The organism is Pseudomonas sp. GW821-FHT01C01 (assembly GCF_059422645.1).
The window spans coordinates 64,630-77,142 of the sequence record NZ_JBWKXF010000011.1 but is presented as its reverse complement, the minus strand read 5'-3'; the positions used below and the strand labels follow the sequence as shown (position 1 = coordinate 77,142).

Sequence of the window (12,513 nt, the reverse complement as noted above, 5' to 3'; positions counted from 1 at the left end):
GCCCTGTGCGATACATATCTACCGCACTGATCGCCAATGACCGGATATCCTTTGGCCTTCACCGCCCCACGGACGGGGTGACCGGCAAAAGGAATAGCCATGACGCACAACAAAACAGGATTGCTCGACAAGCAAACCTGGATGAGCAACACCCTCGACATCAATCAACTCAAACTCACCGATATCGTCTGGCCTGGCGTGCATAACGCCGGCATGGACAAAAAGGCGTCGAATTACGATGCGGTGACCGGCAACTGGACCTGCTGTCAGAACGACACTTTTTCCTGGCAACTGGCCAATGGCGCCCGCGCCTTTGATATCCGCCTGGGCTACACGGCCGGCGCGGCTCGATCCGGGTTTTACTTTCACCACAACGGCTTTCGCTCGCATCGCGTTCTGGACGATCTGATTGACGCGGTGCTGCTGTTCCTTGATCGAAACCCGGACGAATTCATCGTGCTGGACTTCCATCAACTGGCGGATGGCAACAAACCCTTCGATCATAAAAGGCTCAGTGACTGGCTCGTGCGTCGTCTCGGGCTTCGGGCCGTCCTTCCCGGCGACGGACTCAAGACAGTGGGAGCACTGAAAAGCGCGAGTCGGCAGCGCCGCGTGGTCATGGCGGCGCCCGCACTGGCAGAGCTCGACGGTGATTACTTCTGGCCGCGAATCCCGCACAAGTGGCGTGACAGCACGTTTTCCGACACCACCGAGCTGCAAGGCCACATCGCGCAAAACCTGGAAGATGCGCCCTATGAGACCTTCCTCTGGTCATTGTCCGCGATCACCTACTCGCTGCTGGGCGGGCCCGGGCATATCAAACGGCAGATCAACGACTGGTTCAACACCACGGGAAACTGGGTGACGCGTTGCAGCATCATCAGTACCGATTTTTTCGATGAATCCGAAATCGTCCGTTACTGCTGGAGCGCCACCAGCATGAAAGCGGTTTACGGCCATGCCTTGCATGAACAGGCTCGCGTCCGGTAGTAGCGTTATCCATCCGGCAAGAGGCATGAACAGGGCGAGATAACTACAAAAGCACCCTGACATGACCCGCACCGCCAAAGTTACCGATCCTTCCTATGAATCGATGGACGACCACAATGGCTTGTCCATCATCTAGAGGCGAAAAACAGCCAGCAAAAACAATATCCTGAAAACACTAATTACTTGTACAGCCCCTGACTTGCAACCAAGAATAAATCGCCCGACATCAACTCTGATATTTGGGCGTTTCTTTATTCTTAAATAGCAACGGACTGCACAATGACAAATACTTACCCCCATAAAAACTGGATGTCGGCGACACCTTCCATTGACAAGTTAACCCTCTTGGAACTGGTCTGGCCCGGCGCCCATAACGCGGGAGTGGATTATGACTTCTCGTACCCAATCCACGTTCAACCGGCCAGTCACTGGTTCGTCTGCCAGGATGGGCCATTTATCCAGCAGCTCAACGAGGGCGTCCGGGTACTCGACCTGCGATTCCATTCAGACGAGCACTGGCTGGGAGTCAAGAAGTTCCATACGTTTCACGGCTTCAAGCTGCTCAGAGGTCGATCGTTGAGCGAACTGTTCAAGAGCCTGGACTTTTTCCTCAATGAAAACCCGGATGAATTCATCGTGCTGGATATTCACGAACTCAAGGGCCTTGATGAAAAACGTTTCGACTACACAGGCTTTCATAAGGCCATCATGAGTGAACTGGGTACACGACTGATTCCGCGAGAAAACCGTTATTTGACACTGAGCGCACTAAAGAAAATAAATCCCTTGCAAAGAATCGTACTTGCCGCCGATTGGCATCCGGACTTCAACGCTTCCCTGTATTGGCCGAAAATCACAGTTAGATGGAGTGGCAACGACATTACTTCCCCCGAAGAGCTAAGACAGCATATTGAAAAAACACTGAATAACCCACCCGACAAAAATACGCTCTGGTCATTATCCGCCACCAGTTATGGAGAACTGGCCGGTGTAAAACGAATCACCCGGGAATTGAACGAGTGGTTTGGTCCGGACTCTGGATGGGCGCCGAAGTGCAGCATCATCAGTGCCGACTTTATTGGAGCGACACAACTGGTCAGCTATTGCAGGGAAATCAACTTTTCCAGGGGACTGCGCAAGACGTAAGGCCGGCGAACTGGAACTGTCTTGGGCGGGGGTGCATGATTGGCGTCTGAAAAACAAAAAGACCACACTGGACATGACCCGCACCGCCAGAGTTACCGATCCTTCCTATGAATTGATGGACGACCACAATGGCTTGTCCATTATCTACCGCCAGCACGGGTTTCCCTGCCCGCTGGTGCGCTGGCATTTCCACAAGGAATACGAGCTGCACCTGATTGTCGCCAGCTCCGGCAAGGTGTTCATTGGCGATTACATCGGCAACTTCTACCCGCAAACCCTGTTCCTGACCGGCCCCAACCTGCCCCACAACTGGATCAGCCAGGTGGCCGAGGACGAAGTGGTGCCCAAGCGCGACATGCTGGTCAATTTCACCGACGAGTTGTTCGACAGCGGCTATCAGGTATTCGCCGAGCTCAAGACCCTGGCGCCGTTGCTCGAACGCGCGCAGTACGGCATTGAGTTTCGCTGCAAGCACACCATCGCCCAGGCCATGGACTTGATGCAGCGCATTGCCGATACCAGCGGCGCCACCCGGCTCGGGCACTTTTTCATTCTGCTGGAATTGCTCGCGGCCACCGACGATTACCAATTGCTCTCCGGCGCCACGACCCCGCAACTGGCCGACGAACACAATATCGATCGCACCAACCGCGCGGTGGATTACATCTTCGCCCATTACGCCCGGGAATTGCCGCTGGAAGAAGTCGCCGGGCACCTGGGCATGAAGCCCACGTATTTCAGCCGGGTGTTCAAGCAGGCTACCGGGCGCAATTTCATCGAATTCGTCAATCGCTTGCGCATCAGCAAGTCCTGCGAGTTGCTCGCCGATGGCGACAAACCGGTCACGGACGTGTGCTTCGAATCGGGCTTCAACAATATTTCCAACTTCAACCGGCGCTTCCAGCAACTCAAGGGCATGACGCCTTCGCATTACCGGCGTTTGGTGGTGCAGCGGCTCACCGAGCAAAACCTCGGCTAGATGCGATCAAATGTGGGAGCGGGCTTGCTCGCTCCCACAGGTACAGTGCCAAGCCTTGAAACCTGTACGGATTCGATGTCTCCCTTTCGCTGAAAAGCCCTTCCCTACGTTTACAGCGCCAAACCCCAGTGCAAAAAAGTATCGATTAAAGTGCGATGGATGATTTGTTTCGCTCTCCATTGAAGGATGTAATCAGTGCACATTCTTCCTGCCGTCGGAAGACACAAAAACAATAACTGTCCTTCTGTATCCCACCGGGTGCAGAAAAGGAGTGCACGATGCAACCTTCGGTAAAAGCTCTGCTTGCTCTCACCTGCATGACCCTCAGCAGCGTCAGCCTTGGCGCCCAGACCCTGACCATCGCCACCGTCAACAACAGCGACATGATCCGCATGCAGAAGCTCTCGAAAACCTTCGAGGCCGAGCACCCGGATATCAAGCTCAATTGGGTGGTCCTCGAAGAAAACGTCCTGCGCCAGCGCCTGACCACCGACATCGCCACCCAGGGCGGGCAGTTCGATGTGCTGACCATCGGCATGTACGAAGCCGCACTCTGGGGTGCCAAGGGCTGGCTGGAGCCGATGAAGGATTTGCCGGCCGGTTATGCCCTCGACGACGTGTTTCCATCGGTGCGTGAAGGCCTGTCGGTGAAGGGGGCGCTGTATGCCCTGCCGTTCTACGCCGAAAGCTCGATTACCTATTACCGTATCGATCTGTTCAAGGACGCCGGCCTGAGCATGCCCGAGCGCCCGACCTGGGAGCAGATCGGTGAGTTCGCCGCCAAACTGAACAAACCCGAGCAGGAACAGTACGGCATCTGCCTGCGCGGCAAGGCCGGCTGGGGTGAGAACATGGCGCTGATCACCACCGTCGCCAACGCCTATGGCGCGCGCTGGTTCGATGAAAAGTGGCAAGCGGAATTCAACGGTCCCGAGTGGAAAAACGCGCTGAACTTCTACGTCGACACCATGAAGAAAGCCGGCCCGCCGGGTGCGTCGAGCAACGGTTTCAATGAAAACCTGGCGTTGTTCAACAGCGGCAAATGCGCGATCTGGGTCGACGCCAGCGTCGCCGGCTCGTTCGTTACCGACAAGGCCCAGAGCAAGGTCACCGATCACGTCGGTTTCACCTATGCGCCGCACCAGGTCACCGACAAGGGCTCGGCCTGGTTGTACTCCTGGGCTTTGGCCATTCCGGCCAGTTCCAAAGCCAAGGATGCCGCGAAAACCTTCAGCGCCTGGGCCACCTCCAGGGAATACAGCGCACTGGTTGCGGAAAAGGACGGCATCGCCAACGTGCCACCGGGAACCCGGGCCTCGACCTACAGCGAGGCGTACATGAACGCCGCGCCATTCGCCAAAGTCACGCTGGAATCACTCAAGGCTGCCGACCCTGGCAAACCGACGCTCAAGCCAGTGCCGTACATCGGCATCCAGCTGGTGACCATTCCCGAGTTCCAGGGCATTGGTACCCAGGTCGGCAAATCCTTCTCCGCGGCGCTGATCGGCCAGACCACGGTCGACCAGGCATTGGCGGCGGCCCAGCAAACCACTGAACGCGAGATGAAGCGCGCGGGTTATCCCAAGTAACCCTCGCACTTCCCTGCTCTTGCCTTGTGTGGGAGCGGGCTTGCTCGCGAAGAGGCCGGTGCATCCGCCGGATATTCGTGACTGAACCATCGCCTTCGCGAGCAAGCCCGCTCCCACATTGGATCTTCATAGGTCTGAATGAATAGGTTTAATGCCATGAATACATCAACTGCAAAAGCTCACATGGACATTGCCCAACCGCAGCACAAAAACCGTGTGGCCAATCCCGGCTGGTTTCTGGTCAGCCCTTCGGTGGCACTGCTGCTGTTGTGGATGATCGTGCCGCTGGGCATGACCGTCTACTTTTCGATGATCCGCTACAACTTGCTCAACCCCGGCGAAAACGAATTTGTCGGCATCGAGAACTTCACCTACTTCCTGACGGATTCGGGCTTCCTGCCCGGCGCCAGCAACACCCTGTTGCTGGTGGGCAGCGTGCTGCTGATCAGCGTGGTATTCGGTGTGCTGATCAGTGCACTACTGGAGGCCAGTGAGTTTTTCGGTCGCGGCATCGTGCGGGTGATGCTGATCTCGCCGTTCTTCATCATGCCCACCGTCGGTGCGCTGATCTGGAAAAACCTGATTTTCCATCCGGTGTCGGGGATTCTCGCCTACGTCTGGAAGCTGTTCGGCGCGCAACCGGTGGACTGGCTGGCGCACTATCCGCTGCTGTCGATCATCATCATTGTCTCGTGGCAATGGCTGCCGTTCGCGATCCTGATCCTGATGACTGCCATGCAGTCCCTCGACCAGGAACAGAAAGAAGCCGCACGCCTGGACGGGGCCGGGCCTGTCGCCATCTTCTGGCACCTGACCCTGCCGCACCTGGCGCGGCCGATTGCGGTGGTGGTGATGATCGAAACCATCTTCCTGCTCTCGGTGTTCGCCGAAATCTTCACCACCACCAATGGCGGCCCCGGCTACGCCTCGACCAACCTCGCCTACCTGATCTACAACCAGGCGCTGGTGCAGTTCGACGTCGGCATGGCCTCGGCGGGCGGTTTGATCGCCGTGGTCATCGCCAACATCGCCGCGATCATCCTGGTGCGGATGATCGGCAAAAACCTGACCGACAAAGCCTGAGGCCTGCCATGACTCTTCAACAATCCCGTCGCCTGCAAAGCCTGCTGCTCGGTACGTTGGCCTGGGCCATCGCGATCCTGATTTTCTTCCCGATCTTCTGGATGGTAATGACCAGTTTCAAAACCGAAATCGATGCCTTCGCCACGCCGCCGCAGTTCATCTTTACGCCGACGCTGGAGAACTATCTGCACATCAACGAACGCAGCGACTATTTCAGTTTCGCCTGGAACTCGGTGGTGATTTCCTTCAGTACCACGGCCCTGTGCCTGCTGATCGCGGTGCCGGCCGCCTACTCCATGGCGTTCTACGAAACCCAGCGCACCAAACGCACGCTGCTGTGGATGCTCTCGACCAAGATGCTGCCGCCGGTGGGCGTGCTGATGCCGATCTATCTGCTGGCCAAGAGTTTCGGCCTGCTCGACACGCGGATCGCGCTGATCGTCATCTACACGCTGATCAACCTGCCGATCGTGGTCTGGATGATTTACACCTACTTCAAGGACATCCCCAGGGACATCCTCGAAGCCGCACGCCTGGACGGCGCAACGCTGGCGCAGGAGATGCTCCGGGTGTTGCTGCCCATCGCCAAGGGCGGCCTGGCGTCCACGGTGCTGCTGTCGCTGATCCTGTGCTGGAACGAGGCGTTCTGGTCGCTGAACCTGACCTCGTCGAAAGCCGCACCACTGACCGCGTTGATCGCCTCGTATTCGAGCCCCGAAGGGCTGTTCTGGGCCAAGTTGTCGGCGGTCTCGACCCTGGCCTGCGCGCCGATCCTGATCTTCGGCTGGATCAGCCAGAAACAACTGGTGCGCGGCCTGTCGTTTGGCGCCGTGAAATGAACCTCCCCGGATTCCTGACCCAACGCGATCCTTTGTAGGAGCTGGCTTGCCAGCGAAGACGGCCGAAAGATCGATGCAAGGTTCCAGGCCCCCTTCGCCGGCAAGCCGGCTCCTACGAAAAGCCTGCCCGGCTCAATCTGAATAAAAACGAACGGAGGCCCATCACCATGGCCAACCTGAAAATCAAGAATCTGCACAAAGGCTTCGAAGGCTTTTCCATTATCAAAGGCATTGACCTTGAAGTTAACGACAAGGAATTCGTGGTCTTCGTCGGCCCGTCGGGCTGCGGTAAATCCACGCTGCTGCGGCTGATCGCGGGGCTCGAAGAAGTCAGCGGCGGTACCATCGAGCTCGACGGCCGCGACATCACCGAAGTGAGCCCGGCCAAGCGCGACCTGGCGATGGTGTTCCAGACCTACGCCCTGTACCCGCACATGAGCGTGCGCAAGAACATGTCGTTCGCCCTGGACCTGGCTGGCGTTGCGAAAGCCGAAGTGGAGAAAAAGGTCAGCGAAGCGGCGCGGATCCTCGAGCTGGGGCCAATGCTGGAGCGCAAACCCAAGCAACTGTCCGGCGGCCAGCGCCAGCGCGTGGCGATTGGCCGGGCCATCGTGCGCAACCCGAAAATCTTCCTGTTCGACGAACCGTTGTCCAACCTCGATGCCGCCCTGCGCGTGCAGATGCGTCTGGAACTATTACGCCTGCACAAAGACCTGCAAGCCACGATGATCTACGTCACACACGATCAGGTCGAAGCGATGACCATGGCCGACAAAGTCGTCGTACTCAATGGCGGCAAGATCGAGCAAGTCGGCTCGCCGCTGGATCTCTATCACCAGCCTGCCAACCTGTTCGTCGCCGGTTTCCTGGGCACGCCGAAAATGGGCTTCCTCAAGGGCAAGGTCACCCGCGTCAACAGCCAGGGCTGCGAAGTGCAACTGGACGCCGGAACCCGCATCAACCTGCCCTTGAGCGGCGGTCACCTGAGCATCGGGGGGGCGGTGACCCTGGGCATTCGCCCGGAGCATCTGGAACTGGCCAAACCGGGCGATTGCACCTTGCAAGTCACCGCCGATGTCAGCGAGCGCCTGGGCAGCGACACGTTCTGCCACGTCCTGACGTCGTCCGGCGAAGCCCTGACTATGCGCGTTCGCGGCGATCTGGCCAGCCGCTATGGCGAAACCCTGAGCCTGCACCTGGACGCGCAACACTGCCATTTGTTCGATGCCAACGGCGTAGCGTTGACCCGCCCGTTGCGCGTTGCTGCCTGATTTCAGAGAGCCTGCGATGAAACTGAACAAACAGAACCTCAACCGCCTCGCTCCCGAAGTGGTCCTGCCCGCCTACGCGCTGGGCGATACCCGCCAAGGCATCGCGCACATCGGCGTCGGCGGTTTCCATCGCGCCCATCAGGCGTTTTACACCGATGCACTGATGAACACTGGAGAAGGCCTGGACTGGGCGATTTGTGGTGTCGGTTTGCGTGCCGAGGACCGCCGCGCCCGTGACGATCTCAAGGATCAGGACTACCTGTTCACCCTGTTCGAACTCGGCGATGGCGACGACACCGAAGTGCGGGTGATCGGCGCCCTTCGCGACATGCTGCTGGCCGAGGACGATGCCCAGGCATTGATCGACAAACTGGCCAGTCCCGAGATCCGTATCGTCTCGCTGACCATCACCGAAGGCGGTTACTGCATCGACGACAGCAATGGCGAGTTCATGGCGCACTTGCCGCAGATCCAGCATGACCTGGCGCACCCCGGCACTCCGAAAACCGTGTTCGGCTTCCTCTGTGCCGCATTGGCCAGGCGCCGCGCGGCCGGCACAGCGGCCTTCACCCTGATGTCCTGCGATAACCTGCCGCACAATGGCGCTGTCACCCGCAAGGCCCTGCTGGCCTTTGCCGCCTTGCACGACAGCCAACTGCGCGACTGGATCGACGCCAACGTCAGCTTCCCCAACGCCATGGTCGACCGCATCACGCCGATGACCAGCACCCGACACCGCCTGCAACTGGCGGACCAGCATGGGCTGGACGATGCCTGGCCGGTGGTCTGCGAGCCCTATGTGCAATGGGTGCTGGAAGACAAATTCGTCAACGGACGCCCGGCCTGGGAAAAGGTCGGCGTGCAATTCACCGACGACGTCACACCCTATGAGGAAATGAAGATCAAGCTGCTCAACGGCAGTCATCTGGCGCTGACCTATCTGGGATTCCTCAAGGGTTACCGTTTCGTCCACGAAACCATGAACGATCCGCTGTTCGTACGCTACATGCGCGCCTACATGGACCTGGACGTGACGCCGCAACTGGCCCCAGTGCCGGGAATCGACCTGAGCGAGTACAAGAACACCCTGGTGGCGCGTTTCTCCAACCAGGCAATTGCCGACCAGCTTGAACGGGTGTGTTCGGACGGCTCTTCGAAGTTTCCGAAATTCACCGTGCCGACCATCAACCGCCTGATCGCCGATGGCCGCGAGACCAAGCGTGCGGCACTGGTGGTGGCGGCGTGGGCGTTGTACCTCAAAGGCGTGGATGAGCATGGCGAGACCTACACGGTTGCGGACCCGCGTGCAGCATTCTGCCAGGCGTTGGTGGCCGATGATGTGCTGATTACCCAGCGGTTGCTGGCGGTCGAGGAGATTTTTGGTACGGCGATTGCTCGCTCGGCGGAGTTTGTCGCGGCGTTCGAGTGGTGCTGCAACAGTTTGCGCGAGGTGGGTGTGTCGCGGACGCTGGAGCGGGTGCTGGCGTAAGTCCTGCGGTGGAGCTGCTGCCGTCTTCGCGAGCAAGCCCGCTCCCACACTGAAGCGCTGTTGAACACAATTGCTGTGGGAGCGGGCTTGCTCGCGAAAGCGGCCTGACAGGCGACATTTATGTTGAATGATCCAAGGATCCACTATGCCAAACCAACAACTCTTCCTCGGCATCGACTGCGGCACCCAAGGCACCAAAGCCATCATCCTCGATGCGACCAGTGGCGTGGTACTCGGCCAGGGAGCGGCCAGTCACAGCTTGATCAGTGCTGCCAATGGCCGCCGCGAACAGGACACCCATCAGTGGCTGGAAGCCTTCGCCACCGCCACCCGCCGCGCATTGCTCGCGGCCAAAGTCGATGGCCAGTCGATCCTCGGCATCGGCGTGTCCGGCCAGCAACACGGCCTGGTGCTGCTCGACGATCAGGGCAAGGTGCTGCGTCCGGCCAAACTCTGGTGCGACACCGAAACCACCCCGGAGAATGACCGACTGCTGGCCCACCTGGGTGGCGAAAAGGCTTCGCTGGAGCGCCTCGGCGTGGTCATCGCGCCGGGCTACACGGTGTCCAAATTGTTATGGACCAAAGAGCAGCACCCCGAGGTGTTTTCCCGGATCGCCCGCATTCTGCTGCCCCACGACTACCTCAACCATTGGCTCACCGGCCGCAGTTGCAGCGAATACGGTGATGCCTCGGGTACCGGGTATTTCAATGTGCGTACTCGCCAGTGGGATCTGCAATTGTTGCGCGACATCGACCCGAGCGGACGCCTGCAAGCCGCGCTACCGGAGCTGATCGATGCCCACCAGGCGGTCGGCACGATTCTGCCGGGTATTGCCGGACACCTGGGCATCAACCCGCGGGCACTGGTGTCCAGTGGCGGCGGCGACAACATGATGGGGGCCATCGGCACCGGCAACATCCAGCCCGGTGCGATCACCATGAGCCTCGGTTCCTCGGGCACCGTGTACGCCTATTCAGATCGGCCGAACGTCGCCCCGGATGCTGCGGTTGCCACCTTCTGTTCTTCCAGTGGCGGCTGGCTGCCATTGATCTGCACCATGAACCTGACCAATGCCACCGGCCTGATTCGCGACCTGCTGGACCTCGACATCGATCAGTTCAACGAGCTCGTTGCCAAAGCGCCCATCGGCGCCGAAGGTGTGAGCATGCTGCCGTTCTTCAACGGCGAGCGGGTACCCGCCCTGCCCCATGCCAGCGCCAGTCTGTCGGGTCTGACCATGACCAACCTGACCCGGGCCAACCTGTGCCGCGCGGTGGTCGAAGGCACGACGTTCGGTTTGCGTTACGGACTGGACCTGCTACGCCACAATGGCTTACAAAGCCGCAGCATTTGCCTGATCGGTGGTGGATCGAAAAGCACGGTCTGGCGGCAGATTGTCGCCGACACCATGAACACGCCCGTGATCTGCACCGAACAAAGTGAAGCGGCGGCCCTGGGTGCAGCGATTCAGGCGGCCTGGTGCGTATCCTGGGAAAACGGGCACGAACACAGCCTGGCGGACTTGTGCGAGCGCTGCGTGAAACTCGACCCGGCCAGTGAAACCCTGCCGCAGGCCGACAATGTACAAGCCTGCCAGCAGACTTATGAACGCTATCAACGGCATGTCGCAACCCTTTAAAGAGTGAACAACTATGTACCTGGTGTGTGGCGAAGCACTGTTCGATTTTTTCAGTGAAAACGATGCCGGCGGTCTGGCTTCCAAAGTGAATTTCAAAGCCATTGCCGGTGGCTCGCCGTTCAATGTGGCCGTGGGATTGCGTCGATTAGGCGTGGACGCGGCCCTGTTGGCCGGGTTGTCCACCGACTACCTGGGCCGGCGTCTACTGCAAGTGTTGCAAGATGAAGGCGTGTGCCAGGACTACCTGCTGGATTTTGCCGCACCGACCACCCTGGCGATGGTCGCCGTGGGGGCCAATGGCTCGCCGCAGTACAGCTTCCGTGGCGAAGGCTGTGCGGATCGACAATTGCAACCGGAACACCTGCCGGCACTCGGGCCCGAGATACGCGGCCTGCACATCGGCTCGTTTTCCCTGGTGGTACAACCGATTGCCGACACGCTATTGGCACTGGTGCGCCGGGAAAGCGGCAAACGCCTGATCAGCCTCGACCCGAACGTGCGACTGAACCCGCAGCCGGACATCGACCTGTGGCGCGCGCGGATCGCGACGCTGGTGGAGTTGGCCGATCTGATCAAGGTCAGCGACGAGGATCTGCATCTGTTGTATCCCGGCCAGGACCCGGCGCGGGTGATCGAAGGCTGGTTGCAGCACCGTTGTCAGCTGGTGTTCCTGACCCGGGGTGGCGAAGGCGCGAGTGTGTTCAGCCGGGCTCACGGTTCATGGTCGGCTCCCGCCCGTCCGGTGAAAATCGCCGACACCGTGGGCGCGGGCGATACCTTTCAGGCGGCGCTGATTACCTGGCTGACCGAGCAGCAACTGGATTCGGTCGAGGGCGTGAAGCAGCTTGGCCGCGACCAGATCGACAGCATGTTGAAGTTCGCGGTGCAGGCGGCGGCGCTGACGTGCAGCAAGACCGGGCCGGACTTGCCTTATCGCCAACAATTGGAGTTGTACTGAATCTGATGCCCTCATCGCGAGCAAGCTCGCTCCTACAGGACCGCGCATTTGCGACAGGCGGCGTTCAGCCGGGTTAACCCTCGTTTAACCGTGCGGTCCGACACTTCACTGGACCGCACGCCCTCAGACTGTTCTGACGCCCAGTGCGGCAAGTTCGACAGGCAACACATCGAACTGACTTTCCGCCCGCACCGGAGATCGCTGATGAACACTCGCACCCTGCTGGTTACCGCCACCCTCGCCTGCACCGCGTTTGCCGGTCTGGCACAGGCCAGTGACACCACAACCTCTCAAGCCGTGCCCTATCACTACGGCATGCCGTTGCATGTCAGCAAAGTGATTTCACTGACCGAGCCGACCACCCTGGAGTGCAAAGTGGTGAGCGCCGACATGAAGTACATCGATGACACGGGGAAACCCGCAGAAATCACCTACCGTAAACTTTCCGACGCCTGCGAGAACCAAGGCTGACTGAAACGTCTGATTTGACACCTGGCGGTATTCCTTTGAGGGCTGCGGCGCTATGC

11 protein-coding genes are annotated in these 12,513 nt (G+C 59.3%); all 11 read left to right on the top strand.

Going from position 1 to position 12,513, the window contains the following annotated elements:
- The first annotated feature begins 99 nt into the window (after nucleotides 1-99).
- Nucleotides 100-990 (top strand): phosphatidylinositol-specific phospholipase C domain-containing protein, encoded by an 891-nt coding sequence (locus tag AC07XF_RS10535; protein WP_495026421.1) that lies wholly within the window; start codon nucleotides 100-102, stop codon nucleotides 988-990.
- A gap of 279 nt (nucleotides 991-1,269) precedes the next feature.
- The gene (locus tag AC07XF_RS10530; protein ID WP_495026420.1) at nucleotides 1,270-2,136 is read left to right on the top strand and encodes a phosphatidylinositol-specific phospholipase C domain-containing protein; all 867 of its coding nucleotides are present in this window, start codon (nucleotides 1,270-1,272) and stop codon (nucleotides 2,134-2,136) included.
- 73 nt (nucleotides 2,137-2,209) lie between these two features.
- Nucleotides 2,210-3,115: a helix-turn-helix domain-containing protein gene (locus AC07XF_RS10525; RefSeq protein WP_495026419.1), complete on the top strand. Its 906-nt coding sequence runs from the start codon at nucleotides 2,210-2,212 to the stop codon at nucleotides 3,113-3,115.
- A 278-nt stretch (nucleotides 3,116-3,393) separates the two neighbouring features.
- On the top strand, nucleotides 3,394-4,704 hold the full coding sequence (locus AC07XF_RS10520; protein WP_495026418.1) for an ABC transporter substrate-binding protein: 1,311 nt from the start codon (nucleotides 3,394-3,396) through the stop codon (nucleotides 4,702-4,704).
- A gap of 183 nt (nucleotides 4,705-4,887) precedes the next feature.
- Nucleotides 4,888-5,787 carry a carbohydrate ABC transporter permease gene (locus tag AC07XF_RS10515; RefSeq protein ID WP_495026454.1) on the top strand — a complete coding sequence of 300 codons (900 nt, stop codon included), beginning with the start codon at nucleotides 4,888-4,890 and terminating at the stop codon, nucleotides 5,785-5,787.
- A gap of 8 nt (nucleotides 5,788-5,795) precedes the next feature.
- On the top strand, nucleotides 5,796-6,626 hold the full coding sequence (locus tag AC07XF_RS10510; protein WP_495026417.1) for a carbohydrate ABC transporter permease: 831 nt from the start codon (nucleotides 5,796-5,798) through the stop codon (nucleotides 6,624-6,626).
- A 167-nt stretch (nucleotides 6,627-6,793) separates the two neighbouring features.
- Nucleotides 6,794-7,897: an ABC transporter ATP-binding protein gene (locus AC07XF_RS10505; protein ID WP_495026416.1), complete on the top strand. Its 1,104-nt coding sequence runs from the start codon at nucleotides 6,794-6,796 to the stop codon at nucleotides 7,895-7,897.
- 16 nt (nucleotides 7,898-7,913) lie between these two features.
- Nucleotides 7,914-9,386, top strand: a complete 1,473-nt coding sequence (locus tag AC07XF_RS10500) for a mannitol dehydrogenase family protein (protein WP_495026415.1) — start codon at nucleotides 7,914-7,916, stop codon at nucleotides 9,384-9,386.
- A gap of 145 nt (nucleotides 9,387-9,531) precedes the next feature.
- Nucleotides 9,532-11,028, top strand: a complete 1,497-nt coding sequence (gene xylB / locus AC07XF_RS10495) for a xylulokinase (RefSeq protein WP_495026414.1) — start codon at nucleotides 9,532-9,534, stop codon at nucleotides 11,026-11,028.
- 13 nt (nucleotides 11,029-11,041) lie between these two features.
- Entirely contained in the window at nucleotides 11,042-11,986 is a 945-nt protein-coding gene (locus AC07XF_RS10490) for a carbohydrate kinase family protein (RefSeq protein WP_495026413.1), read from the top strand.
- A 204-nt stretch (nucleotides 11,987-12,190) separates the two neighbouring features.
- The gene (locus tag AC07XF_RS10485) at nucleotides 12,191-12,457 is read left to right on the top strand and encodes a DUF2790 domain-containing protein (protein WP_495026412.1); all 267 of its coding nucleotides are present in this window, start codon (nucleotides 12,191-12,193) and stop codon (nucleotides 12,455-12,457) included.
- Nucleotides 12,458-12,513 lie beyond the last annotated feature (56 nt).